Here is a 26,555-nt window from a genome sequence, read left to right as displayed (position 1 = left end):
AGCATGAGTTTTGACGAGATCGAAGTGACCAACGTGAATTTTGACGAGATCATCGAGCGGCGCGGGACGCATTGTGCGAAATGGGACAAGATGGAAGCCGTCTATGGGGTGCCCGCGGACAGCGGCATCGCGATGTGGGTGGCCGATATGGATTTCCGCCCGCCGCAGGTGGTACAGGATGCGCTGCAGGCTCAGATCGACCACGGCGTACACGGGTATTTCGGCGACGACAGTAAATACCTCGCCGCAATCCAATGGTGGATGGAGAACCGCCACGGCTGGAAGGTCGACGCCGGGGCGATCTTTACCACCCATGGTCTGGTCAATGGCACGGCGATGTGCGTCGACGCCTTCACCAAACCGGGCGATGGCGTAGTGCTGTTCACTCCGGTCTACCACGCCTTCGCCCGCGTGATTAACGCGGCAGAACGGCGCGTGGTGGAATGCCCCCTGACCAATACCTCGGGCCGTTACGAGATGGACTTTGACGCCTACGATACGCAGATGACCGGCAATGAGAAGATGGTCGTCCTCTGCTCTCCGCATAATCCCGGGGGCCGCGTTTGGACCCGCGAGGAATTGCAGGGCGTGGCCGACTTTGCAAAGCGGCATGATCTGGTGCTGGTCTCGGATGAAATTCACCACGATCTGGTGATGCCGGGGCAAAAGCACATCCCCATGGCACATATCAACGGGATCGAAGACCGTCTGGTGATGATGACCGCCACGACCAAGACCTTTAACATGGCGGGCAGCCACGTCGGGAATGTCATTATCCACGATCCGCAATTGCGTGAGAAACTTGCCGCGCGTATGGCCGCGATGGGCAGCTCACCCAATTCCTTCGGTCTGATCATGGCGACAGCGGCCTATTCGCCCGAAGGGGCGGCTTGGGTAGATGATCTGACCGCCTATATCGATGGCAACCGCCAGCACTTTGACGCCACTGTGAACGCGATCCCCGGCCTGCGCTCAATGCCATTGGAGGCGACCTACCTCGCTTGGGTCGATTTCTCGGGTACCGGAATGGCGCAGGCGGAGTTCACCCGCCGGGTCGAGCAGGACGCCAAAATCGCCGCGAACCATGGCGCGACATTCGGCACCGGCGGCGAAAGCTTCATGCGCTTCAACCTCGCCACGCCGCGCGCGCGGGTCGAGGAAGCCTGCGAAAGGCTCGCCAAAGCTTTCAGCGATCTACAGTAATCGAAAAATGGCGCGGCGGGGGTGACCCGCCGTGCTGCACCTTCAGGCCCGGCTGTCTTCGATCAGGCCCAGTGGCGCATCGGCGGGGCGTTCGAAATCAAGCGCCGGGCGGTCTGCCACGGCAGTCGCGCGCTTGAATTCATACTGCATTTCGCCTGCGTCTTCCTCGCTCGCCACGATCAGACATTGGAACAGGTGCAGGCTGCCATCATACAGGTCGACCAGCCCGCGCAGCTTGGGCGCGTCTTCGGCATCGACGGAAAATCCGGTCTTCCACATACGCAGCACGCGGTAGACATCACCGCCCACTGCAAGCCGCAGGCGTGACCCTTTGCGCAGGCTTTCCATGCGCGCCGCATCAAGACCCGCTTGTATTTCTTTGGTCAGAAATTCTTCCATGATCATCCCCCCGCTAATGCCTTCTAAGCTGGGCTAAAACGTAGGAAATTCAAGTTAAGATTTGATGACGTTTCGGCAGCCTGCGCCAGCGCAGAGCAGCTGCGCGCGCATGAAGATGTGCAGCCCGGGCGCGCGGCCCTAGATATACCCCCAAACGTGCAAAGGAGAACAAGATGGGCCTTTTGGTCGACGGAAAATGGCAAGACAATTGGTATGACACCAAATCCTCGGGTGGCAAATTTGAACGCAGCGAAGCGCAGTTTCGCAACTGGGTGACCGCCGATGGCAGCGCCGGACCCAGCGGCGAAGGCGATTTCAAAGCAGAATCGGGGCGCTACCACCTCTATGTTAGCTATGCCTGCCCATGGGCGCACCGCGCACTGATCTTCCGCCAGTTGAAAGGCTTGGAGGATCATATCGGGGTTTCGGTCGTGCATCCCGACATGCTGGGCGAGGGCTGGACCTTTGACGATGCCTTTCCCTGTGCCACCGGCGATACCCTCTTTGGCCTGCCCTATGCGCGCGACATCTATACCCGGGCCGATCCAAAGTTTACGGGCCGCGTCACAGTGCCGATTCTTTGGGACAAAGAGCGCGAGACCATCGTCAGCAATGAATCTGCCGAAATCATCCGCATGTTCAACAGCGCCTTTGAGGAGATCACCGGTAACAGCGATGACTACTACCCCACAGAGCTGCATGACCGCATCGAAGAGGTGAACGCACGCATATATGACACGCTCAACAACGGGGTCTACAAGGCCGGTTTCGCCACCACGCAAGAGGCCTATGACGCCGCCGTGCATCCGCTCTTCGATACGCTGGATTGGATCGAAGACAACCTCTCGGAAAACCGGTATCTGGCGGGCGAGAAGATGACCGAAGCTGATTGGCGGCTTTTCACCACGCTGGTGCGGTTCGACAAAGTTTATCACCTGCACTTCAAGTGTAACCGCAACCGGATCATCGATTACCCAAACCTCTGGGCCTATACGCGCGAGCTTTATCAGGTGCCGGGCGTGGCCGAGACGGTGAACTTTGACCACATCGTGCGGCACTACCACTACAGTCACGACACCATTAACCCAAACCGGATCATTCCGATCAATCCGGTGCTCGACTTCAACGCCCCGCACGGGCGTGGTTAACCTACGCCCCCTGCCTTGCGGAAGGCGCTTGATCGCGCAGCCCTTTTGCGCTTTCACCGCAGCAACGGCAGGGGGATCATCATGCAACAGCTAGACCAGCGTGACCACGGCGGCGGTGTCGATGCGGCAGCCGCGCGTTTCGGCGGGCAGCGTGCGGATTGGATTGACCTGTCGACCGGGATCAATCCGCAGCCCTATCCGATCCCTGACCTGCCAGCGGATGCATGGAACGCGCTCCCCGACGCCGCAGCGCAAACCGCGCTTGAGGACGCCGCCCGCGCGTTCTGGCGGGTGCCCGCCGGGGCCGCACTCCTCGCCGTGCCGGGTGCGTCATCGGCAATTGCCCGCATCCCGGCGCTAGCCCCACGCGGTACCGTGCGCATCCCCGGTCCGACCTACAATGAACATGCCGCCAGTTTCGCTGATAGCGGTTGGGAGGTCGTTGAGGAAGGTGACACAGATGCCGCCGTCCATGTGCACCCTAACAACCCCAACGGACGGCTTTGGCAAGCGTCAGAAACCACCGCCCCCCTCAGCATCATCGACGAAAGCTTTTGCGACATCACCCCCGATGCCACCCTCATGGCGCAGGCCACGGTGCCCGGCACGCTGGTTCTGAAAAGTTTTGGCAAGTTCTGGGGGCTCGCTGGACTGCGACTGGGCTTTGTCATCGGCGATCCGGCTTTGGTGGCAAAGATTCGGCGGATGCTCGGCCCATGGCCGGTCAGCGGCCCGGCGCTGCATATCGGCGCGGCGGCGTTGCAGGATACGGATTGGGCCGACGCCACGCGAACCCGGCTCGCCACAGAGGCAGACCGCCTTGATACCCTGATGACCGGCGCAGGCGCGCAAATTGTCGGCGGCACCCCGCTTTTCCGGCTTTATGAGATCGATGACGCGCAAGCTTGGCAGAAACGCCTCGCCCAGCATCACATCTGGACCCGAGTCTTCCCCTATAACTCACGCTGGCTGCGCCTCGGCCTGCCCCCCGCCGAGGGTTGGTCGCGGTTGGAGCGGGCGCTGGCATGAGCACGGCGGCGGTTCTTGCGCTGGCCATGCTTCTCGACGCGGCCCTTGGAGAACCGGAATGGCTCTGGCGGCGCTTGTCGCATCCGGCGGTGCTGATGGGGCGGTTGATCGGCTGGGGGGATCGGCGGTTGAACCACGGCCAAGCGCGACGTGCCAAGGGCGTGGTGCTGCTGTTAGCTCTGATGATCGGCGCTGCCGTTCTAGGCTGGCTACTGAGCTTCTTCGGCCCGCTTGCCGAGGTCATCACCGCCGCAATCCTACTTGCGCAACGCTCCCTCGTCGAACACCTCCGCGCTGTGGCTGATGGGCTGCGCCAATCGCTGCCCGCTGGCCGCCGCGCCGTGGCGATGATCGTCAGCCGAGACACCGCTGCGATGCCGTCAGACGCCGTGGCACGCTCGGCCATCGAAAGCGGCGCGGAAAACCTTAGCGACGGCATCATCGCGCCTGCCTTTTGGTTCTTGCTGGGCGGACTGCCGGGGTTGCTGGTCTATAAGATCGTCAACACCGCCGACAGTATGATCGGCTACCGCACCCCGCGCTACGCCGATTTCGGCTGGGCTGCGGCGCGGATGGATGACCTGCTAAACCTTGCCCCCGCCCGGCTGACCGCGCTGCTTATCGCCCTGCCCGGCGGGGTCTTGCACCACTGGCGCGACATCCGCGCTGATGCGGCGCTGCACCGCTCGCCCAATGCCGGTTGGCCAGAAGCCGCCATGGCGCGGGCCACGGGTGTGGCACTCGCGGGGCCGCGCGCCTATGATGGGCAATTGCAGCAGTTCGCTTGGGTTCACGGCGCGGGGGCGCGCGTCATTGGACCTCAGGCAATCGATGCGGCCATCACCCGCCTCTGGCAGGCATGGTTGGTGATGTGGGCAATCGCCCTAGTTCTGGCCTGTCTGTGACTATGAGGATTTTTATGCGCCCCACCTTTCTAGCCGCCGCCCTTGCGGCGTTCACCCTCCCAGCCACCGCCTATGCGCAATCGGCCTGCGGCGGTGATTTCTCCAGCTTCATCGCGGATGCCAAAGCTGAGGCCGTGGCCAATGGCGCCGACCCTGCCACCGCCGATCGGTTTTTTGCTGGCCTGCGCCAAGACCCCGCCGTGCTGCGCGCGGATCAGGCGCAAGGGGTATTCCAAAAGCCCTTCATCGAATTTTCGCGCCACCTGATCTCCAACGACCGGATCAACCGGGGCCGCGCCAATGGTGAGAAGTACGACGCAATCTTTGACCGGGTTGAATCTGAATATGGCGTCAGCCGTGGCGTGCTCTTGGCCTTCTGGGCGTTTGAGACGGATTACGGCGCGATCCAAGGCGACTTTAACACCGCCAATGCGCTGGCCACGCTGGCCCGTGACTGCCGCCGCCCCGAGTTGTTCCGCCCGCAGCTTTTCGCGGCGCTAGAGCTTTTCGAGCGCGGCGAATTCGACCCTGCCACCACCACCGGCGCATGGGCGGGCGAAATCGGCATGGTGCAAATGCTGCCGCGCGACATCATTGAAAACGGTGTGGATGGCGATGGCGATGGCGAAGTCTCGCTGAAAACCTCTGCCCCTGATGCGCTGCTGTCGGGCGCCAAAATGCTGCAAAGTCTCGGCTGGCGGGCGGGTGAGCCTTGGCTGGCCGAAGTCACCCTACCGCAAGACTTCGACTGGTCGCAAAGCGGGCTGGAGACCACCAAAACCGTCAGCGAATGGCAAGCGATGGGCGTGTCCCCCCGCAACGGGCCGCTGGCCGAGGGGCTGACCGCCTCGGTCCTGCTGCCACAAGGGCGCGGCGGGCCTGCTTTCATCGCCTATCCGAACTTCCGGGTCTATTTCGAATGGAACCAAAGCTTTACCTACGTCATGACCGCCGCCTATTTCGCCACGCGGCTGGAAGGCGCACAGGTTTTCGATGCGGGCAATCCGCAACCGGGGCTTAGCGGCGATGCGATGAAAGCGCTTCAGCGCAAACTGCAATCCATGGGCTACGATGTGGGCGATGTGGATGGCATCCTCGGCTCTGGCACCCGCGCGGCTGTGCGTACTGAACAAGAACGCCTTGGCATGCCTGTCGATGGTTGGCCCACGCCAACTCTGTTGAACCAACTGTAAGGAGAGCCCCTGATGGCCTTAAAGAAAACCGCCGCCGAAATGGTGTCCGAGGCCCGCGCCCGGATCGAAGAAATCGACAGCGCTGAGGCCATCGCCATGCTGGACGACGAAAACGTGCAATTCGTCGACCTGCGTGATCCCCGCGAACGCGAGCGCACCGGGTTCATCCCCGGTGCGTTCCACTGCCCACGGGGCATGTTGGAATTTTGGGTCGACCCCGACAGCCCCTATTTCAAAGAGGTCTTTGCCCAAGATAAAAAATTCGTCTTTCACTGCGCCTCTGGCTGGCGCTCGGCCATCTCTGTCGCGACGCTGCAAGACATGGGCTTTGACGCGGCGCACCTGAAAGACGGTTTTGGCGGATGGGAAAGAGCAGGCGGTCCGAAAGAGGGCGGAAAGGTCGAGAAGCCCTAACCCGCAGGCTTTGATCTGGCCTCCCTTTTCCAAAGCTGCCACAACCCTCACATCGTCAAAGGAGAGACAGAATGACCGAGATCAAACGCCACCACACCAACACCCGCATGAGCCAAATCGTCGAGCATGGCGATGTGATTTATCTTGCTGGTCAAGTCGGCACGGCGGGCGCGGATGTTGCCCAGCAGACCCAAGATTGCCTTGATAAGGTCGATGCCCTGCTGGCCGAGGTTGGCAGCGACAAGACCCGCATCCTTCAATCGACCATCTGGCTGGCCGACATGGCCGATTTCGCCGCGATGAACGGCGTTTGGGATGCTTGGGTGGCTGAGGGCCACGCCCCCGCGCGGGCCTGTGGCGAATCCAAACTCGCAACGCCTGAATATCTGGTCGAAGTGCTGGTCATCGCCGCCAAGGCCTAAGCCACTTTCACCCCGCGCTTTCCCGGCGCGGGGTGCTGTGGCGCGCGCGGGCACTGTCCCCCGCCCCCAGACGTGCTAGACAGGCCCATCCGAGCCGAAAGCATCGCATGACCCCCTGCACCCTTACCGCCTTGTCCGATCTGGCCCAGCTTAACGTCGACACGATCATCGACGTGCGCGCCCCGTCGGAGTTCGCCGAAGATCACTTGCCCGGCGCGATCAATCTGCCCGTGCTCTCGGATGCGGAGCGGGCCGAGGTGGGCACGATCTACAAACAAGTCAGCCCCTTTGATGCCCGCAAGATCGGCGGCGCACTGGTGGCGCAAAACACGGCGCGACATTTGCAAACGGCGCTTGCGGGTAAAGACGGCAGTTGGCAACCGCTGGTCTATTGCTGGCGCGGCGGGCAGCGGTCGGGGGCGTTCTCGACGATCCTCGATCAGGTCGGCTGGCGTGTGCACCTGCTGCGCGGCGGCTATCGCAGCTATCGCCGGTTGGTGGTCGCGGCGCTTTACGACACGCCCCTGCTGCATCGGTTGATGCTGATCGAAGGCGGCACTGGCACCGCCAAAACCCGACTGCTGCATCATCTGGCCGAAACGGGCGCGCAGGTGCTTGACCTTGAAGGGCTGGCGCAGCATCGCGGCTCGCTGTTTGGCGCTGTAGAAGGCGGCCAGCCGTACCAAAAGATGTTCGAAAGCCGACTGGCCCAAGCCCTTGCCCCGCTTGATCCAACGCAGATTACATGGGTTGAGGCGGAAAGCAGCAAGATCGGGGACATCACCCTGCCCCCCGCACTCTGGGCCGCGATGATCGCCGCACCACGGGTTGAGGTCGACGCACCGCTCGCCGCGCGGGCGCATTTCCTGTGCCACGCCTATGACGATCTGACCGCCGACCCCGCCATGCTTAAAGACCGCATCGACAAGCTGCGCCCCTATCACAGTGGTGAAACAATCACCGCATGGCAGACCCAAGCCCGGGTGGGCGATTGGGCCACGCTTGCCGAAGGGTTAATCGGGCAGCATTACGATCCGCGCTATGCAAAGACAGCCAGCCGCAACCCTGCGCCCGTTGAGCGGCTTTCGCTGAACGACCTTGACGAAACCACATTGGCCGAGACCGCCGCCGCGCTGCACAGCCGTTTCAGCGTAGGCGAATAGACGGGGCGCCCGCCTCAAGCCGTCCGATGATATGACCCTTTAGCCCCGCCGCCGCCAACCGCGCCTGCGCGCCCTTCGCTGCGGCTTCTGGCAAGGCAGCCAATAGCCCCCCGGCGGTTTGGGGATCGTGCAAAAGCGGATTTATCGGACCCGCCGCGCGGATCGGTGCATCCGCCTGATTGACTGCCAGAAGCGATGACCCCACCCCCTGATCCGAGAGCGCCTGCGCGCCGGGGTAAATTGGCACGGCATCCCCCCAAAGCTCTGCCGCCAGCCCCGAGGCCCGGCAAATCGCCTGCACATGCCCGGCCAAGCCAAAGCCGGTTACATCCGTCATCGCATGGGCGTTTGCCAAAATCTCTGCCTCCCGCGCCTGCGGCGTCGCCATAAGACGCAACGCATCGGCCACGACCCGCCCCGGCGCGCTGCCCGCCATATGCCCCGCTAGAATCACCCCCGCGCCGATGTGCCGGGTGAGCATCAGCACATCCCCCGGCTGCCCACCGCCCACGCCAATCGGCATTTCGTTCCGCGTGCCAGTGACCGTAAACCCGATGGTCAGTTCCGCGCCCATGGTGGTGTGGCCACCAACAATCTGCGCGCCTGCGGCCCCCATCACATCTTGCGCGGCAGCCGCGATCTCTCGCAACGTCCGAGCCTGCAATTCCGGCGACATGCGCGGCATGATGACCGTGCTTAGCGCCACTTGCGGCTTGGCCCCCATTGCCCAGACATCGCCCAAAGCATGGACCGCCGCGATCCGCGTCATCAATGCCGGATCTTCGATGAAGCCGCGCAGGTGATCCGTGCTTATCACCTGAAAACCGCCGCCAGGTTGCCGCAGGATCGCCGCGTCATCGCCCGCGCCGGTGACGACATCGCCTGTGACCGGGTGTTGCGCCTTGATCAACAGATCGCCCAGTATCGCGCCGCCCACCTTGGCCCCGCACCCCCCACAAAGCGGCTTGCCCGCCAGCGCGTCTTGCACGCCCGAAGCCGTCGGACCAATCGGCGATTCGCGCTTCATTGCAGGCAGATCATCCAGCTGATCCATGAATTTCCGGTCGATCCGGTCCTTCCACTGCCACAGCAACGCACCACCAAGGGCCAGCCCGTTCCGCTCGGCCACCGCAGATTTTCCGCCCAGTGAGATAAGTTTTAGGTAATGTTTCTGCGGTTTAAACGCACCCCGCTCAGCGCCGCTCAATGCAGCCCGCAGATTGTTATGCAGCACTGGCGCTGCCCGCACGGCAAAGACCCCGGCCTTGGGGCGCGGCGTGGCCTCTAAATGCGCACAGTCGCCCACGGCAAAAAGCGCCGCATCATCGACTACGCCCAAATCTGCGCCCACGCGGATGAACCCATTGTGCAGCGGCAGGTCAGTCTGCGCGAGCCAGCCATGCGGCACCGCCCCCGCCGCACCGACGCAAAGTGCTGCCGGAATCGGGGCGCGCCCCTTCACGATCACCTCTGTGCCCGTGATCTGCGTCACCTCCGCATCAAACGCAAGGCTCACCCCCAAGCCGGCCATGCGCCGCCGCACCATCGCCTCCGTCCGGGGCGCCATGCCAGAAAGCTGCGGCCCGTGTTCCACCACTGTCACAGCAGGCTGCGCCCCGGCCTGCTGCAGGGCAAATGCCATCGCCATCGCCAACTCGCAGCCCGCCACACCGCCGCCAATCACAGCGACTTCGGGCGGCAGATCGCCCGCCTTCACGGCTGCCAAAAACGCCCGCCACCGCGCTGCATAGACATCAAGCGGCTTGGCTGGCACGGCGTGTTCGGCAAATCCCGGCAGGTCCATCTTGGCCGTGATGCCCACGTCGATTGAGGCCACATCGTAGGCCACGGGTCCATGCCCCGGCACAGTGATCTCCTGCGCGGCCCGGTCGATCCCGGTCGCATGGCCAAGGATCAGCCGTGCCCCGGCGTGGCGACACAAACGCATCAGGTCGATCTCTAGCTCATCGCGGCCGTAATGCCCGGCGATATGTCCAGGCAACATGCCTGTATAGGGCGCGGTCGGGCCGGGATTGATTACCGTCAGCCGCGCGCCGGGCAGCGGGTCCATCCCCCATTTGCGCAGCACCAGCGCATGGGCATGACCGCCCCCCACCAGCACCAAATCCCGCGTCAGGGGCAGATCACCTTGCACCAGATTGCCTCGCTCTCTCATATTAAACGTTGGATATTGCTAACCGAACCCGTGCGGGCGCGCCATCGGCATGACCAAGTTGTGAGGGGGCCGTGGACGGGTTCGAGCGGCATTTCCCCGCCCATTTACACCCGCAAAGGCCCCAAACCTGTAAAAAGGGTGACATTCTACCAGAAAACCCCCATGTACATTCCATCCCTGACCCTCTACCGACGGTCGGATTCCTTTGCCGTGGCTGGTAGCACCCCACGTGCCCGCCCCCCGCACAAACGTTCAAGACAGGACAGCCTTCGTGATCCAGACTATTGCCGACGCCCTTGCCCAACAGGGTTATGAAACACTTACCGCCGTACAAGAAGCCGTCACAGACCCCGCGCTGAATGACAGCGACCTTCTGGTTTCGGCCCAAACCGGGTCGGGCAAGACGGTGGGCTTTGGCCTCGCCATCGCGCCGACACTTTTGGGTGACGATACCCATTTCGGCCAAGCGGGCGCGCCGCTGGCGTTGATCATCGCCCCTACCCGTGAATTGGCCATGCAGGTCAGCCGCGAGCTCACTTGGCTCTATGGCAAGGCCGGTGCCATCGTCACCACCTGCGTCGGCGGCATGGACACCCGCACTGAGCGCCGTGCGCTCGACCGGGGCGCGCATATCGTTGTCGCCACGCCGGGCCGCCTGTGTGACCACATCAAACGCAACAACATCAACCTCGACGCGATCCGCGCTGTGGTTCTGGATGAAGCGGATGAGATGCTCGACCTTGGCTTCCGCGAAGACCTTGAGTTCATCCTCTCCGAATCCCCTGAAGACCGCCGCACGCTGCTCTTCTCGGCCACCGTCCCTGCGGCGATTGCCAAACTGGCGAAATCCTACCAGCGTGACGCGCAGCGCATCACCACCGTAGGCGAAGCCAAACAGCACAGCGATATCGAATACCGCGCGCTGAACGTGCATCCGCGTGACACCGAAAACGCAATCATCAACGTGCTGCGCTTTTATGAGGCCAAGAACGCCATCGTGTTCTGCAACACCCGCGCCGCCGTGGCGCGTCTGACCACGCGCTTTACCAACCGGGGTTTCTCGGTCGTGGCGCTGTCGGGTGAGCTGACGCAATCCGAGCGGACCAACGCGCTGCAAGCGCTGCGCGACGGGCGTGCGCGCGTCTGTATCGCGACAGACGTCGCCGCACGCGGCATCGACTTGCCGAACCTTGAATTGGTGATTCACGCCGATCTGCCCAGCAACTCCGACACGCTGCTGCACCGGTCGGGCCGTACTGGCCGCGCCGGGCGCAAGGGTGTTTCCGCACTGATCGTGCCTGCCAAACTGCGCAGCAAAGCGAACCGTCTGATTGGCGGCGCGAAGCTGAAAGTGGAATGGGCGGCACCGCCGTCTGCGGCTGAGGTTAACGCCGCAGATGAGGCCCGTCTGCTGGCCGATTCTGCATGGTCCGACCCGATCCCGGAAGATGCCGAAGGTTTTGTCGCCAATTTGGTTGAGCAATTCTCGGCAGAACAATTGGCCACTGCCTTCGTCAACCTCTACCGCGCGCGTCAATCCGCGCCAGAAGAACTGGCCGAACCCGGTGCCCCCGGTGACGACAAGCCACGCCCGGCATTTGGCAAATCCGTCTGGTTCTCGATCTCGACCGGCCGCAATGACGGGGCCGAGCCGCGCACGCTGCTGCCAATGCTCTGCCGTCGCGGTGACCTGACCAAAGACGATATCGGCGCGATCCGCGTGCAGGGCAGCCATAGCTTTGTGGAAGTGCTGGAGGCTTCTGTCCCCGGTCTGCTAAGCACGCTTGGCAGCGACATGACGCTGGAAGAAGGCGCGGTGCTGACGCAACTCGACAAAGCCCCCGATCTGGCCCGTGGCCCGAAACCTGCCGGCAACCGTGGCCCCAAGCCCGGCGGCGGCTACAAAGGCGACCGCCCGGACCGTGGTCCGCGCCCCCCGCGCGATAACTACGATCCCGACGCCGCCCCCGCCCCACGCAAGCCCCGCGCTAAAGCGGCGGATGGCCCCGGTGCGGCGTCTTTCGATAAGCCCAAGTTCGACAAGCCAAAGTTCGATAAACCCCGTGCCCCCAAGGGCGAACGCCCGCCAAAGTCCCACAAGACCGAGCGCAGCCCGATGAAGCCGGGCGCCGCGCCCAAGCCGAAGTCTGGCGGCGAAACCACCGCCAAGCCCAAGGCGAAGGCCGTGTGGAAAAAGGAAAAGCCCGCGGGCGAAGGGTTCAAGGGCAAAGGCAAGGGTAAGCCAACGTCATCGGCCACCACGCCAGGCGGCGAGAAGTCCTACAAACGGGCGTCTGATCCGTCAAAACGCTTCACCCCGCCGAATAAGATCGGCAAGCAGGGTGGCAAGGGCGGCCCGAAATCGAAGTAAGATCAAACGCCGGGCCTCACCCCGGCGTTTTTGCATAAGGCCGCGGACTTTTTAGAAAAGTCTGGCCAGATTTCTTCAAAAGAAATCGGCCCCTCCGGCTGGCCTTAAGGAACAAACCCATCTGGCACTACTTGCGGCGCGGCTTTCGCGGTGATGTGATACGCACATTCCCCGCCTCTGCGCGGGCTTCATTCGTGGGTTCGCCCACCCGCACAGAAAGGTTTGCCCCATGGACGGCAATTTCAACGAGAACGACATCTCCCGCGTTGTCGAAGCCGACCGCGCGCATATCTGGCACCACCTGAGCCAGCACAAACCCTATGAAACCACCGATCCGCGCATCATTGTCGAAGGCAAAGGCATGCGGGTTTGGGATCAAAAGGGCAAAGAACACCTCGACGCGGTCTCTGGCGGTGTCTGGACAGTGAACGTGGGCTATGGCCGCGAAAGCATCGCCAATGCCGTGCGCGACCAGTTGATCAAGCTGAACTATTTCGCAGGTTCCGCAGGCTCGATCCCCGGCTCGCATTTCGCCGAGAAACTGCTGGATAAGATGCCCGGTCTCGACCGCGTCTATTATTGCAACTCCGGCTCTGAGGCGAATGAGAAAGCCTTCAAAATGGTCCGCCAAATCGCCCACAAACGCTATGGCGGCAAGAAGCACAAGATCCTCTACCGCGACCGTGACTATCACGGCACCACCATCGGCTGCCTCTCGGCGGGTGGTCAGGACGAGCGCAACGCGCAATACGGCCCCTTCGCGCCGGGCTTCGTGCGCGTGCCGCACTGCCTTGAATACCGCAGCTTTGAGCAGGATGGCGCGCCGCAAGAGAACTACGGCCCATGGGCCGCTGACCAAATCGAAAAGGTGATCCTGGCCGAAGGGCCGGAAACCGTCGGCGCGCTCTGCCTAGAGCCGGTGACAGCAGGCGGCGGCGTGATCTGCCCTCCCGATGGCTATTGGGAGCGGGTGCAAGAGATTTGCCGCAAGTATGACATCCTGCTGCACATTGATGAGGTCGTCTGCGGTGTGGGCCGGACCGGCACGTGGTTTGGCTATCAACACTACGGCATTCAGCCCGATATGGTGACGATGGCGAAGGGCGTCGCCTCTGGCTATGCCGCGATTGCCTGTCTGGTCACCACTGACGCCGTCTTCGACATGTTCAAAGACGACGCCAGTGATCCGCTGAACTACTTCCGCGACATCTCGACCTTCGGCGGCTGCACCGCGGGGCCGACCGCGGGCATCGAAAACATGAACATCATCGAACGCGAGAACCTGTTGGAGAATACCACCAACATGGGCCACTACATGTTGGAGCAGTTGCACGCGCTGGCCGACAAACACGCAGTGATCGGCGATGTGCGCGGCAAGGGGCTGTTTCTGGGGGCGGAGCTGGTCACGGACCGCGACAGCCGCAGCCCGGTCGAAGAAAAGCGCATTCAGGCCGTCGTGGGTGACTGCATGGCCCAAGGTGTGATCATCGGCGCGACCAACCGCTCGCTGCCGGGCAAGAACAACACGCTGTGCTTCTCCCCCGCGCTGATCGCCTCGCGCGACGACATAGATGAGATCATAACGGCGGTAGACGGCGCATTAGGTCGGGTCTTTACCTCGGCGTAAAACCGCAGAAGCGGTGCGATCTTAGGCAGCATTGGTTGACCCGATGCTGCCTTCGTCTATTTAACCCTTTGTCTTGCCCGAACATGACATCAGATGGAAAATTGCCGCGCACCCCTGCGTTGAAAATTTTTCTTAATATCCATCGCTTTCGCGGGAACCTCTTCCAACCTCCCCGCGTTGGCAAATGAGTAACTTGGGAGAAAGACATGAAGAAATTCCTTATCGCCATTCCGCTGGTCGCCACTCTTGCCGCTTGTAACGGCACCACGCCCAGCCAAGGCGCCCTGACAGGTGCAGCCCTCGGTGCGGCCACAGGTGCTGCCGTTTCAGGTGGCGACGACAAAGTTCAAGGCGCAATCATTGGCGGTCTCGCTGGTGCAGCGGCTGGCAACTACATCGGCCAGACCCAGTCCGGCAAATGCGTTTACCAGAACTCCAACGGCCAGCGCTACACCGCAGCGTGCCCGTAAACGTCTGACTTCGCGCATTTTTGCGTATAGGGGGCTTCGACCATTGGTCGAGGCCCTTTTTCATTTCCAGCCCTCCCACGCAACGCTTGGCAACACCTTGTTTTGATCCTAACAGGGATCAGAGCGCCTGAGCGCTTGGGGAGGGCAAATGACGTTGTTTGATATCGCGATCCTAGTGATCGCAGCCTTCGGTGCGGGGGTGCTAAACACCATCGCCGGGGGCGGCACATTTCTGACTTTTCCGGCGCTGGTCTTCACCGGAATGCCCCCCGTAGCAGCCAATGCAACAAGCGCGATGGCGGTGTTTCCCGGCTACCTTGCCGGAGCCTTCGGCTTTCGCAATGAACTGGGCGTTTTTGACCGCAAGCGGCTGGCGCGGCTTTGCCTCATAACACTTGCAGGTGGCCTCGTCGGGTCTGGCCTGCTGCTGGTCTCCTCCAACGAGGCCTTTTCGGTCGTCGTGCCATTCCTTCTGCTTGCCGCGACGCTGGCCTTCCTACTGGGCGACCGTATCCGCGCCTTCGCTGCCGCCCATGCCCGCGCTGTGACGCCCGAAGGCGCGCTCGGCCTTTTTGCGGTCAGCGTCTATGGTGGCTATTTCAACGGCGGTTTGGGCATCGTGTTGCTGGCCCTTTTCGCGCTCTGGGGGATGACCGATCTGCACGGGATGAACGGATTGAAAAACGGGCTGAGCTTTGTGCTTTCGTCGATCTCTGTGGTGGTCTTTGCACTGGCCGGGCTTGTTGCATGGCCGCAAGCGTTGCTGATGATGCTGGCAGCCACGGCAGGCGGCTATGCTGGCGCGCCGCTGGCCCGGGCGCTGCCGAAACAAGCGGTACGTTGGTTGATCGCCGCCATCGGTTTTGGCATGAGCGCGGTGTTCTTCTGGCGGCTTTTCGCAGGCTAGCCGAGCACACGCGCCGCGCCGCTTTCGGGATCGAAAAGCACCAAGGGCTGGTCCGCGCTTTCGATCTGGCACAAACCCATGTGGTCGCGCAACAGCGCCAGTGGCCCCGAAATCGCCCGCGCCAGTGCAATCTCCAACGGCTCCCCCACCGCGTGGGTCAGCGTATAGACCGCGCGGCCCATCTCCAGATCCGCTCCTGCCAAAGTGCCGTCCGCCAAGGTCAGCTGCCCGTTTGCCCGGTAAACCTCGCGCCCGTTCAACGTAAAGCTTGTGATATCCGATCCCGCCGTCGCCATGGCGTCGCTGACGAGGAAAATCCCCTTGCCCTTGGCGGCCAGCGCGTTGCGCATGCTGGCGGGATGCACATGGATGCCGTCGGCGATCAGCCCCGCGTGGACCCCCTCACAGGCCAACGCAGCCCCGACCAAACCCGGCGCGCGGTTGCCCATCTGGCTCATCGCGTTGAATAAATGCGTGACGCAGCAGGCACCCGCATCGAAGGCAGCCATACAGGTCTCATAATGTGCATCACTGTGGCCGAGCGAGACGATCACCCCCGCCTCGGTCATCGTGCGGATCTGCGCGTTGCTGGTGTTTTCGGGCGCGACCGTGACCATGAGGTTAGGCAAGCGCGCCGCCGCGCGCAGGATCAAGGCAAGGTCACCGTCGGTCATCGGACGTATCAGCGCCCCGTCATGCGCCCCTTTGCGCGCGGCCGACAAATGCGGACCTTCCAAATGCAGTCCGATGATGCCCGGAACATCCTCGGCAATGGCCGCCTCGGCAGCGTCGATGGCCGCTTCGGTTGTAGCGGGCGTGTCGGTGATCAAGGTGGGCAGGAAGCCAGCCACACCCGTACGGCGATGCGCCTCAGCGATGCGGCGCAGGGTGGCCACATCGGGGCTGTCGTTAAACATCACCCCGCCGCCGCCATTGACCTGAAGATCGACAAAACCGGGGCACAGCACGCCTGCCGCCAACCGCTCCGTCGCTGTGCCTTCCGGCACCTCCTCGGGGGTGAGGATACGGCGGCTGCCGTCTTGCATCAGCGCTAGCACCTTGCCGGGGTGCAGGTGCTCCCCGTCATGAATGTCGACCCCGGTAAAAACCTTCACGAACTCGCTCATGGCAAAACCTCCTCCGCTGCGGCCTTGCAGACCAGTTGAAACGCCCCATCGAGCGCAGAACCCCGCGCTGCGATCTGACCCGTCAAATGATCTTTCGGCAGGAACTGCGCGTAATGCGGGCCGATCCCGCCCAGCAGGCAGAGCGGATCACCGGGCGCGAAATCCAGCGCCTTCAGCGCGCGGACGTAATAGGTAGCGCCTTCCTGCATTAGGGCCTCAGCATGGCGGTCCCCGGCCTCGGAAGCTGCGATGACTTTTGGTGCGAAAGCCGCGTAATCTCCGGGGTGCGCCGTCAGGCTGAAGGCCACGAAGGCATCAGGATTATTGCTAAAATCCGCCATCACAGCGCGGGTCAGATCGCTATGCGGCAACAACCCGTCATGGCATTGCAGCGCAAGGTTCAGCGCCCCGCGCCCCAGCCATGCGCCCGACCCTTGATCGGCCAGATGGAACCCCCAACTCCCGACATAGCGAAAACCTGCGCCATCCGTTGCCGCCACAATCGTGCCCGTGCCGATGGCCATCACCCAGCCCGCCACGCCTTCGCCAAGCGCGCCAACGACGCAGGCCGGGCGGTCATCATCAGCAATGATCCGGGCGTAGGGCAGCGCCGCGCGCAGGCGCGCCTCGTCGCGCGTAATATTCATCCCCGCAAGGCCGATGTATGCCGTGGCCCCCTCAAGTGCCGAGACGGGCAGCCCCGCCGAGGCCGCCGCCGCCTCAACCGCGCTGCGCAGGTTCACAAGCGTCTGCTCAGGGTCATTGCCGATATTCGCGCGCCCGCTGGATGCCCGGCCAAGGATGCCATCATGCTGCGTGCCGATGGCCGCGCGGCAACCTGTGCCACCGCCGTCCACGGCGATCAAAAGAGGGGCGAAGATGCTCATCCGATACTTCTAGGCGACGCGTCGGACGAACGGAAGTAGGGGGCGGGGCACCGCGTCAAATTCGGCGGCCCGTAATGCCAGATTGAACTCCCCCTAGGGCCAGCCTAACGTCGCCCCCATGGCCCTGCCCGTCGAGACCTTTTTCCTGCGCCCCGATGCGCAAGGCACCCTGCAACAGCAGATCCAACAGATGATCGCTCAGGGCATCCTCTCCGGTCGGTTTCAAAGGGGCGAGAAACTGCCCTCCACCCGCAAACTCGCCGCTCACCTCGGGGTCAGCCGGATCACGGTAACCATCGCCTATACCGAACTTTTGGCCAACGACTACCTCACCTCGCGCGGGCGGTCGGGGTATTTCGTTTCAGACAACGCCCCCGCGCCCCCAGCCTTTGCCCCCCGCGCCGAGGCGGATGACGCCATCGACTGGACCCGCGCCATCGGTCAACGGTTCAGCGCCAATGGGCTGGCCGCCAAACCGCAGGACTGGGCCAGCTACCGCTACCCTTTCATCTATGGGCAAGCCGACCCGACGCTTTTTGACCACGCCAACTGGCGGCTCTGCGCGTTGCAAGCCTTGGGCCAGCGCGACTTCACCTCGATGACGACCGACTACTACGATCAGGACGACCCGCAGCTGATCGAATTCATTGCCCGCCATATCCTGCCCCGGCGCGGAGTCTCGGCGCGGCCTGAGCAAATCCTCATCACGCTTGGCGCGCAGAACGCCCTATGGCTGACCGCCCAAGTGCTGCTGACCCAACGCCGCCGCGCCGTTTTGGAAGACCCGTGTTATCCGGCGCTCAGCGGTATCCTTTGCCAATCACGTTGCCACATCACCCCGGTGCGCGTGGATCAAGACGGCCTCCCGCCCGAGGCGATCCCCCCCGATACGGATGTAATTTTCACCACGCCCAGCCACCAGTGCCCGACAAATGCGACCATGCCGATGGACCGCCGCCGTGCGCTCTTGGCCCGCGCCCGCGCGCTTGAGGCGCTGATCGTCGAGGATGACTATGAGTTTGAGATGTCCTTCCTCAAACCCGCCTCGCCCGCGCTCAAGTCGCTCGATGATGAGGGGCGGGTGATCTATGTCGGCAGCTTCTCCAAGTCGCTCTTTCCGGGGCTGCGGCTGGGGTATCTGGTGGGGTCTGAGCCGTTCATCCGTGAGGCCCGCGCGCTGCGCGCCTCGGTCCTGCGCCACCCGCCTGGGCATATCCAGCGCACCGCCGCTTATTTCCTGTCTCTGGGCCATTACGACGCGCAGATCCGTCGCATGGGGCTGGCCTTGCACGAGCGTCGCCGCGTCATGGAAGAGGCGCTTGAGACGCACGGCCTGCGGGTCTCGGGCCGGGGTGCCTATGGCGGATCGTCCTTCTGGATGCGCGCGCCGGAAAGCGTTGATACCGCGCAACTGGCCGAAAACCTGCGCGCGCGGGACGTTCTGGTTGAACCCGGCCACGCCTTTTTCACGGGCGAAGAGAAGGCGACGAATTACTACCGGCTGGCCTATTCCTCCATCCCCGCCGCACGCATTGAGGAGGGGGTTGGCCTGATCGCCCAAGAGATTGACCGCCTGCGCTGATCTGGCCTTAGGGCCGGGCCATTTCTGGCCCTAACCCCCACCCGCGCCTGCCCGTAATTTGCCCCAAGCTTTGCCCCACGCTCAAAGGATCACGCGATGAAAATGACCACCGAAGAAGCCTTCGTCAAAACCCTGCAGATGCATGGGATCGACACGGCCTTTGGGATTATCGGCTCGGCCATGATGCCGATCTCCGACCTCTTCCCCGCCGCCGGGATCACCTTCTACGACGGCGCGCATGAGTGTAACTCCGGCATGATGGCCGATGGGTTCACCCGCGCGTCGGGGCGGATGTCGATGATGGTGGCGCAAAACGGGCCGGGGATTACCAATTTCGTGACGCCGGTCAAAACCGCCTATTGGAACCACACGCCGCTGCTGCTGGTGACCCCGCAGGCGGCGAACAAGACCATCGGTCAGGGCGGCTTTCAGGAGGTCGAGCAGATGGCGCTCTTCCGCGACATGGTCGCCTATCAGGAAGAAGTGCGCGACCCGACCCGCATCGCCGAGACACTGAACCGCGTGATCCTGCAAGCCAAACGCCACTCCGCCCCTGCGCAGATCAACATCCCCCGCGATTTCTGGACCCAAGTGATCGACATCGACCTGCCCGCCATCGTCGAGTTCGAGCGCCCCTCTGGCGGAGAGACCGCCATCGCCGAGGCGGCCGACCTGCTTTCAAACGCGAAATTCCCGGTGATCCTGAATGGCGCGGGTGTGGTCATCGGCGGCGCGATCGACGACGCGCGCAAGCTGGCCGAACGGCTCGATGCGCCCGTCTGCTGCGGCTACCAGCACAACGACGCCTTCCCCGGCTCGCACCCCCTGTCGGTGGGGCCCTTGGGCTACAACGGCTCTAAAGCGGCGATGGAACTGATCGCCAAGGCCGATGTGGTGCTGGCGCTCGGCACGCGGCTCAACCCCTTCTCGACCCTGCCGGGCTATGGCATCGACTATTGGCCCAAGGACGCCAAGATCATTCAGGTCGACATCAACCCCGACCGCATCGGCCTGACCAAGAAGGTCAGCGTCGGCATCGTCGGCGATGCGGGCAAGGTGGCGCGCACGATCCTTGATGGGCTGAGCGACAACGCGGGCGACGCAGGCCGCGAGGAACGGCGCAACCTGATCGCCCAGACCAAATCCGCATGGGCGCAGGAACTCACCTCGATGGATCACGAGGACGACGATCCTGGCACCACATGGAACGAGCGCGCCCGCGACCGCGAGCCGGAAAAGATGTCCCCCCGCATGGCATGGCGCGCGATTCAGAAAACTCTGCCGAAAGAGGCGATCATCAGTTCCGACATCGGCAACAACTGCGCCATCGGCAATGCCTATCCGACATTCGAGGCGGGCCGCAAATACCTCGCGCCCGGTCTCTTTGGCCCCTGCGGCTATGGTTTCCCGGCGATCTGCGGGGCCAAGATCGCCTGCCCGGATGTGCCGGTGGTGGGCTTTGCCGGTGATGGCGCATTTGGCATTTCGATGAACGAGATGGTCAGCGTCAGCCGCGACGACTGGCCCGCCGTGACCATGGTGATCTTCCGCAACTACCAGTGGGGCGCGGAGAAACGGAACACGACGCTGTGGTTCGACGACAACTTCGTCGGCACCGAATTGGCGCAGGACGTGAGCTATGCCGCAGTGGCCAAGGCCTGCGGCGTCGAGGGTGTGCAAGTGTCGTCGATGGATGAACTGACCGACGCGCTCGACCGCGCGGTCAAGGCGCAGATGGACGAGGGCAAGACCACCTTTATCGAAGTGCTGCTGAACCAAGAGCTGGGCGAGCCCTTCCGCCGCGACGCGATGAAGAAACCCGTTTCTGTCGCCGGGATCAGCCGGGATGACATGCGCCCGCAACGGGTCTGAGGGGTGACACAAGCGCTGGTGCTTGTCGTCAACGCGGGATCGTCGTCGATTAAGGCGGCAGTCTTTGACGGCGGGTTGACCGAGCGTCTGCGGATTGAGGCGCAGGGCATCGGCCAGACCGGCGCGCTTCGGGTCGGCTCTGCACCAGCGCAGCCGCGCGCCTTGCCGGATCACCAGACGGCCTTCCGCGCGCTGTTAGGGGCGCTGCGCGGGGAAGGTATCGACACGGGCGATCTCACCGCCGCCGCGCACCGTATCGTGCATGGCGGGCCGGATTTGGCCGATACCTGTGTGATCAGCCCGAAAGTGCGGGCCGCCATCGCCGCCGCCGCGCCGCTTGCGCCGTTGCACAATCCGCACCACCTCGGGGCCATCGACGCGCTGGCCAGCCTCATGCCCGACCTGCCGCAGGTTGCCGCATTTGATACCGGGTTTCACCGGACCAACCCCGATGTCGCCCGCCGCTATGCGCTGCCCGACCGGGCCGAAACGGCCGCACTGCGCCGCTATGGGTTCCACGGCATCAGCTATGAAAGCCTCGTCGCGAACTTTCGCGAGACCACTGGCGCAGACCTCCCCCGCCGTTTGCTGGCGCTGCATCTGGGCAATGGCGCGTCGCTCTGCGCGGTCCTTGAGGGGCAATCGGTCGCCACTACGATGGGCTTTTCACCGCTCGGCGGGCTGACCATGGGTACCCGCGCGGGCGAGATTGACGCGGGCGCGGTCCTGCATCTGGTGCGCGATGTGGGATTGGAGCAGGCTCAAACGCTGCTGCATCACGAAAGCGGATTACTTGGCCTGTCTGGTCTCACCGCCGATATGCGGCAATTGGCGGAAACAGACAGCGATGCCGCCCGCTTCGCCCGTGACCACTTTTGCTACTGGATCACCCGGCAAGCGGGGTCGATGATCGCCGCCATGGGCGGGATCGACGGCATCGCCTTCACCGGGGGTATCGGCGAAAACGATTCCGAGGTGAGGGAAAAGGTTCTTGCAAACCTAAGCTGGGCGGGAAATATTCCCAATTGGATCATCCCCGCCGCCGAAGAGAAACATATCGCGCGCCAAGCGCGCGCCTTGCTGAAAGACCCAGCCCGCCCATGAAGCATTCCCAGCCGCCGCTTGATCTGTCGCCCAGGGTCTCGGACGAGGTTCGCAAGACCACCTGCTACATGTGCGCCTGCCGCTGCGGCATTGACGTGCATATGAAAAAGGGCAAGGTCGCCTATATTGAGGGCAACCGCGACCACCCGGTGAACCAAGGCGTGCTCTGCGCCAAGGGGTCTGCCGGGATCATGCAGCACAATTCCCCCGCGCGCCTGCGCAATCCGATGAAACGGGTCGGCCCGCGCGGGTCGGGTGAGTTCGAGAGCATCAGTTGGAACGAGGCGCTGCAGATTGCCACAGACTGGCTGGAGCCGCTGCGCAGCGAAGCGCCGGAAAAGCTTGCATTCTTCACCGGGCGCGACCAGTCGCAGAGCTTCACCTCCCTTTGGGCGCAATCCTTTGGCACGCCGAACTACGCGGCTCATGGCGGTTTCTGCTCGGTCAACATGGCCACCGCGGGCATCTATACGATGGGCGGCGCTTTTTGGGAATTCGGCCAGCCCGATTGGGACCACACCAAGCTGTTCATGCTGTTTGGCGTGGCCGAGGACCATGACAGCAACCCGATCAAGATGGGGCTGGGCAAGCTGAAGAAACGCGGTGCGCGGGTCATCGGGGTGAACCCGATCCGCACCGGGTATAACGCCATCGCCGACGATTGGGTCGGCATCACGCCCGGCACCGATGGGCTGTTCATCCTGTCGTTGATCCACTGCCTGATGAAGGCGGGGCGCATCGATCTGGATTACCTCGCCCGCTACACCGACGCCCCAGTGCTGCTGAACAGCGACCCGAAGTCGCCCGAATATGGCCTGCAACTGCGCGACGCGGACGGCAAGGCGCTGGTGGTCGACCGCAAGACCGGCAAGCTGACCCCCTTCGATCAGCCCGGCGTGCGCCCCGACCTTGCCGCCACCTACCGAACGGCGGGCATTACCCACCGCCCGGTCTTTCACCAGATGGCCGAGCAATACCTCGGTGAGGACTACACCCCCGAAGCCGTGGCCGACCGCTGTGGCATCCCCGCCCCGCGCATCCGCGCCATTGCCGCCGAACTGGCCCGCGTCGCCTTTGACGAAGCTTTCGAGCTTGAACACGAATGGACCGACTTCCGCGGCGAGCATCACAAGACGATGACAGGCCGCCCGGTCTCTTTCCACGCCATGCGCGGAATCTCGGCCCACGCCAATGGGTTTCAGACCTGCCGTGCGCTGCATGTGTTGCAGATCATCCTCGGCACCGTCGAAGTGCCGGGCGGTTTCCGTTTCAAACCGCCCTATCCCAAGCCTGCAACCGCGCACCCCAAACCACATTGCAAAGCCACCCCCGATGCGCCGCTGGATGGGCCGCATCTGGGCTTCGTGCATGGCCCGGACGATCTGGCGCTACGCGCCGACGGCAGCCCCGCGCGGATCGACAAGGCGTTCACATGGGAAAACCCAATGTCGGCCCACGGGCTGATGCATATGGTGATCTCCAATGCGCACGCCGGCGATCCCTATAAGATCGACACGCTGTTCATGTATATGGCGAATATGTCGTGGAACTCGTCGATGAACCCCGGCGGGGTGATGGAGATGCTGACCGACACTGATGACAATGGTGAATACGTCATCCCTCGGATCATCTACTCCGATGCCTATTCCTCGGAAATGGTCGCCTATGCCGACCTGATCCTGCCCGACACGACTTATCTGGAACGACACGACTGCATCTCACTGCTCGACCGCCCGATCAGCGAGGCCGACGCCGCCGCCGATGCGATCCGTTGGCCGGTGGTGGAGCCCAACCGCGACGTGCGCGGCTTTCAGTCAGCGCTTTGCGATCTGGGGGCGAAGCTCGGTCTGCCGGGGTTCGTGAACGAGGATGGCAGCCAGAAATACAAAGACTACGCCGATTACATCACCAATCACGAACGCCGTCCGGGCATCGGCCCGTTGGCCGGGTTCCGGGGCAAGGACGGCAAGGATGTCGGGCGCGGGGCGCCGAACCCCCAGCAGATTGACCGCTACATTGAGAACGGCGGCTTCTTCGTCAATCATATCCCGGAGGGGGCGAACTACTACAAACCGTGGAACGCCGCCTATCAGGATTGGGCCGTCGGCATGGGCATCTATGACGCGCCGCAACCCTACCTCTTTTCGCTCTACGTCGAGCCGCTGCGGCGCTTTCAATTGGCCGCCGAAGGTCATGGCAAACGCCAGCCCCCCGACCACCTGCGTGAACGGATCAAGCAGACCATGTCGCCCCTGCCGATCTGGTATGAAAGCGATCCGCAAGGCGCTGAGGGCTATGGCGTCCACGCGCTGACCCAACGCCCAATGGCGATGTACCATTCGTGGGGCGGCCAAAACGCATGGCTACGGCAGTTGCACGGGCACAATCCGCTCTACCTGCCCACCGCGATCATGCGCGCCAAGGGGCTGCAAGACGGCGACTGGGCGCGCGTGACCTCTCCGCACGGCGGGATCACCGTGCCGGTGATGGAGATGGCGGCCCTGAACCCCAAAACGGTCTGGACATGGAACGCCATCGGCAAGCGCAAGGGCGCATGGGCGCTCGACAAAGACTCGCCCGAGGCGATCAAAGGCTTCCTTTTGAACCACCTGATCCACGAATTGCTGCCACCCAAAGGCGATGGGCTGCGGTGGGCCAATTCCGACCCGATCACCGGTCAGGCCGCATGGTTCGACCTCAAGGTGCATATTGAGAAGACCGACGCCCCTGCCGAAGCGCAGCCAGAAATCCCGGCGCAGCGTTCCCCCGTCCCGCCCGCGCCGCGCGACATTGCGTGGAAGGTGGGCAAATGACCGCCTCTCTCTCCTCCGCACCGCTCAAGACCCCTCAGGACACCCAGCCATGACCACGCTCCCACAACAGACCGACCGCAAACTCGGCCTTGTGATCGACCTTGATACCTGTGTCGGTTGTCATGCCTGCGTGATCTCCTGCAAAGGCTGGAACACCGAAAACTACGGCGCGCCCCTGTCGGACCAAGACGCCTATGGCGCCGATCCGTCGGGCACCTTCCTCAACCGCGTGCACAGCTATGAGGTGCAGCCCGAGGCCGGTGCCGCGCAGCTCGTGCATTTCCCGAAATCCTGCTTGCACTGCGATGACGCGCCCTGCGTCACCGTCTGCCCCACGGGAGCGAGCTACAAACGCGTCGAAGACGGGATCGTTCTGGTCAACGAAAGCGACTGCATCGGCTGCGGCCTCTGCGCCTGGGCCTGCCCCTATGGCGCGCGCGAGATGGATCAGGCCGCAGGGGTGATGAAGAAATGCACCCTCTGCGTCGACCGCATCTATAACGAGAACCTGCCCGAAGAAGACCGCCAGCCCGCCTGCGTGCGCACCTGCCCCGCTGGCGCGCGGCATTTTGGCGATCTGGGCGATCCCGACAGCGCGGTCAGCCAATTGGTGGCCAAGCGTGGCGGTGTGGACCTGATGCCCGAGCAAGGTACCAAGCCGGTCAATAAATACCTGCCGCCCCGCCCGCGCGATCAGTTGCAAGGCCCAGAGGACAATGGGGAGATTGACATACTGGCGCCCTTCCTTGCCCCGATCGACAGCGGCCCCAAAGGCTTCCTCGGCTGGCTTGACCGCACTCTGGAGAAGCTCTGATGCATCCGGCACCATCTGTTATCCTGTTCAGCAGCCTGTCGGGGCTCGGCTTTGGCCTGCTTGCATGGCTCGGCATCGGCCTGCCTGCCGTGACCGGCTGGGTGGCCTTCGTTTTCTTCGCGCTGGCTTACCTTTTGGCCGTGGGCGGGCTGATCGCATCGACATTCCACTTGGGCCATCCAGAACGCGCGCTCAAGGCGTTTACCCAGTGGCGCAGCAGTTGGCTTAGCCGTGAGGCTTGGGCCTCGGTCGCGGCCCTGCTGACCATGGCGGTGTATGGCGCGGGGCTGGTGTTCTATGACATGCGGCTTTGGCCGCTGGGGCTGTTAGGCGCGGCATTGTCGCTGCTGACGGTGCTGACCACCGCGATGATTTATACCCAGATGAAGGCGGTGCAGCGCTGGCGCAGTGTCATGACGCCGCTGAATTTCCTCTCGCTTAGCATTGCGGGCGGCGCGTTGCTGGCCGGGCAAGTGACCACGGCGATGCTGCTTCTTGCGCTGGCGGGCGTGGTGCAGATCGTCACATGGTGGCGCGGGGATCAGGCGCTGGCGGCCTCGGGCACCGATATCGCGACGGCGACGCGGCTCGGCAATATCGGCAGTGTCCGCGCCTTTGAGCCGCCGCATACTGGCAGCAACTATCTGCTGCGAGAGTTTGTTTATCAGATTGGGCGCAAACACGCGCTGAAGCTGCGGGTGATCGCGATTACGCTGATGGTGCTGCTGCCACTGTTGCTCTTGCTCTCGCCCGTGTTCCACCACCTCGCGGCGGCCCTCGCGGTGCTCAGCCACGCGGCGGGGGTGCTGACCTCGCGCTGGCTGTTCTTCGCGCAGGCGGAGCATGTGGTCGGGATTTACTACGGCAAACGCTGAATGCAAAAGAGGGGGTGTCTCCACCCCCTCTGCATTCTAATTCACAGCTTAGAA

The 26,555-nt window shown here is 63.2% G+C and carries 22 protein-coding genes; 18 read left to right on the top strand and 4 right to left on the bottom strand.

Annotated features, from left to right (window positions below; translation table 11 throughout):
• Positions 1-3: 3 nt before the first annotated feature.
• Positions 4-1,203 carry a MalY/PatB family protein gene (locus WNY61_RS02390; protein WP_342849851.1) on the top strand — a complete coding sequence of 400 codons (1,200 nt, stop codon included), beginning with the start codon at positions 4-6 and terminating at the stop codon, positions 1,201-1,203.
• A 42-nt stretch (positions 1,204-1,245) separates the two neighbouring features.
• On the opposite strand, the gene WNY61_RS02385 is transcribed toward WNY61_RS02390, so the two are convergent.
• Positions 1,246-1,602 carry a hypothetical protein gene (locus WNY61_RS02385; RefSeq protein ID WP_342849850.1) on the bottom strand — a complete coding sequence of 119 codons (357 nt, stop codon included), beginning with the start codon at positions 1,600-1,602 and terminating at the stop codon, positions 1,246-1,248.
• Positions 1,603-1,775: 173 nt separating this feature from the next.
• On the opposite strand from WNY61_RS02385, the gene WNY61_RS02380 reads away from it, so the two are divergent.
• The 7 genes from WNY61_RS02380 to mnmH all read left to right on the top strand — a co-directional run bounded on the left by WNY61_RS02380 (position 1,776) and on the right by mnmH (position 7,876).
• On the top strand, positions 1,776-2,750 hold the full coding sequence (locus tag WNY61_RS02380; RefSeq protein WP_342849849.1) for a glutathione S-transferase family protein: 975 nt from the start codon (positions 1,776-1,778) through the stop codon (positions 2,748-2,750).
• An 81-nt stretch (positions 2,751-2,831) separates the two neighbouring features.
• Positions 2,832-3,779: a threonine-phosphate decarboxylase CobD gene (gene cobD, locus WNY61_RS02375; protein ID WP_342849848.1), complete on the top strand. Its 948-nt coding sequence runs from the start codon at positions 2,832-2,834 to the stop codon at positions 3,777-3,779.
• The gene (gene cbiB, locus WNY61_RS02370; protein WP_342849847.1) at positions 3,776-4,684 is read left to right on the top strand and encodes an adenosylcobinamide-phosphate synthase CbiB; all 909 of its coding nucleotides are present in this window, start codon (positions 3,776-3,778) and stop codon (positions 4,682-4,684) included. Before cobD ends, cbiB begins: the two co-directional genes overlap by 4 nt.
• A 14-nt stretch (positions 4,685-4,698) precedes the next feature.
• A complete protein-coding gene (locus tag WNY61_RS02365) occupies positions 4,699-5,877 on the top strand; it encodes a lytic murein transglycosylase (protein WP_342849846.1) in 1,179 nt (392 codons plus the stop codon).
• Between the two features lie 12 nt (positions 5,878-5,889).
• Positions 5,890-6,291: a rhodanese-like domain-containing protein gene (locus WNY61_RS02360; RefSeq protein ID WP_342849845.1), complete on the top strand. Its 402-nt coding sequence runs from the start codon at positions 5,890-5,892 to the stop codon at positions 6,289-6,291.
• A 71-nt stretch (positions 6,292-6,362) separates the two neighbouring features.
• The gene (locus tag WNY61_RS02355; RefSeq protein WP_342849844.1) at positions 6,363-6,713 is read left to right on the top strand and encodes a RidA family protein; all 351 of its coding nucleotides are present in this window, start codon (positions 6,363-6,365) and stop codon (positions 6,711-6,713) included.
• Positions 6,714-6,820: 107 nt separating this feature from the next.
• Positions 6,821-7,876, top strand: a complete 1,056-nt coding sequence (gene mnmH, locus WNY61_RS02350; protein ID WP_342849843.1) for a tRNA 2-selenouridine(34) synthase MnmH — start codon at positions 6,821-6,823, stop codon at positions 7,874-7,876.
• Here mnmH and selD read toward each other — a convergent pair.
• Positions 7,860-10,052, bottom strand: coding sequence for a selenide, water dikinase SelD (selD, locus tag WNY61_RS02345; protein WP_342849842.1), 2,193 nt, complete (start codon positions 10,050-10,052; stop codon positions 7,860-7,862). The two genes, mnmH and selD, sit on opposite strands and share 17 nt — an antisense overlap.
• Positions 10,053-10,323: 271 nt before the next feature.
• On the opposite strand from selD, the gene WNY61_RS02340 reads away from it, so the two are divergent.
• From WNY61_RS02340 to WNY61_RS02325, 4 genes are all read left to right on the top strand, one after another.
• Positions 10,324-12,423, top strand: a complete 2,100-nt coding sequence (locus tag WNY61_RS02340) for a DEAD/DEAH box helicase (RefSeq protein ID WP_342849841.1) — start codon at positions 10,324-10,326, stop codon at positions 12,421-12,423.
• 229 nt (positions 12,424-12,652) lie between these two features.
• Positions 12,653-14,050 carry an aminotransferase class III-fold pyridoxal phosphate-dependent enzyme gene (locus tag WNY61_RS02335; protein ID WP_342849840.1) on the top strand — a complete coding sequence of 466 codons (1,398 nt, stop codon included), beginning with the start codon at positions 12,653-12,655 and terminating at the stop codon, positions 14,048-14,050.
• 206 nt (positions 14,051-14,256) lie between these two features.
• On the top strand, positions 14,257-14,520 hold the full coding sequence (locus tag WNY61_RS02330; protein ID WP_007118181.1) for a glycine zipper domain-containing protein: 264 nt from the start codon (positions 14,257-14,259) through the stop codon (positions 14,518-14,520).
• A 148-nt stretch (positions 14,521-14,668) separates the two neighbouring features.
• Positions 14,669-15,427: a sulfite exporter TauE/SafE family protein gene (locus WNY61_RS02325; protein ID WP_342849839.1), complete on the top strand. Its 759-nt coding sequence runs from the start codon at positions 14,669-14,671 to the stop codon at positions 15,425-15,427.
• Here the strand turns inward: WNY61_RS02325 and nagA are convergent.
• Positions 15,424-16,554: an N-acetylglucosamine-6-phosphate deacetylase gene (gene nagA, locus WNY61_RS02320; RefSeq protein ID WP_342849838.1), complete on the bottom strand. Its 1,131-nt coding sequence runs from the start codon at positions 16,552-16,554 to the stop codon at positions 15,424-15,426. The genes WNY61_RS02325 and nagA overlap by 4 nt on opposite strands.
• Positions 16,551-17,441 carry a BadF/BadG/BcrA/BcrD ATPase family protein gene (locus tag WNY61_RS02315; RefSeq protein ID WP_342849837.1) on the bottom strand — a complete coding sequence of 297 codons (891 nt, stop codon included), beginning with the start codon at positions 17,439-17,441 and terminating at the stop codon, positions 16,551-16,553. The genes nagA and WNY61_RS02315 overlap by 4 nt, the downstream gene beginning before the upstream one ends.
• A gap of 118 nt (positions 17,442-17,559) precedes the next feature.
• On the opposite strand from WNY61_RS02315, the gene WNY61_RS02310 reads away from it, so the two are divergent.
• From WNY61_RS02310 to WNY61_RS02285, 6 genes are all read left to right on the top strand, one after another.
• Positions 17,560-19,023 carry a PLP-dependent aminotransferase family protein gene (locus tag WNY61_RS02310; RefSeq protein WP_342849836.1) on the top strand — a complete coding sequence of 488 codons (1,464 nt, stop codon included), beginning with the start codon at positions 17,560-17,562 and terminating at the stop codon, positions 19,021-19,023.
• Between the two features lie 96 nt (positions 19,024-19,119).
• Entirely contained in the window at positions 19,120-20,895 is a 1,776-nt protein-coding gene (gene xsc, locus WNY61_RS02305; protein ID WP_342849835.1) for a sulfoacetaldehyde acetyltransferase, read from the top strand.
• Between the two features lie 3 nt (positions 20,896-20,898).
• Positions 20,899-21,999 carry an acetate kinase gene (locus WNY61_RS02300; RefSeq protein ID WP_342849834.1) on the top strand — a complete coding sequence of 367 codons (1,101 nt, stop codon included), beginning with the start codon at positions 20,899-20,901 and terminating at the stop codon, positions 21,997-21,999.
• Positions 21,996-24,812 (top strand): molybdopterin oxidoreductase family protein, encoded by a 2,817-nt coding sequence (locus WNY61_RS02295; RefSeq protein ID WP_342849833.1) that lies wholly within the window; start codon positions 21,996-21,998, stop codon positions 24,810-24,812. Before WNY61_RS02300 ends, WNY61_RS02295 begins: the two co-directional genes overlap by 4 nt.
• A 49-nt stretch (positions 24,813-24,861) precedes the next feature.
• The gene (locus WNY61_RS02290; protein ID WP_342849831.1) at positions 24,862-25,626 is read left to right on the top strand and encodes a 4Fe-4S dicluster domain-containing protein; all 765 of its coding nucleotides are present in this window, start codon (positions 24,862-24,864) and stop codon (positions 25,624-25,626) included.
• The gene (locus WNY61_RS02285; RefSeq protein ID WP_342849830.1) at positions 25,626-26,501 is read left to right on the top strand and encodes a DmsC/YnfH family molybdoenzyme membrane anchor subunit; all 876 of its coding nucleotides are present in this window, start codon (positions 25,626-25,628) and stop codon (positions 26,499-26,501) included. Before WNY61_RS02290 ends, WNY61_RS02285 begins: the two co-directional genes overlap by 1 nt.
• Positions 26,502-26,555 lie beyond the last annotated feature (54 nt).

Source organism: Sulfitobacter sp. AS92, assembly GCF_038900015.1.
Classification (GTDB): domain Bacteria; phylum Pseudomonadota; class Alphaproteobacteria; order Rhodobacterales; family Rhodobacteraceae; genus Sulfitobacter.
This window is presented reverse-complemented; position numbering and strand designations above follow the sequence as displayed.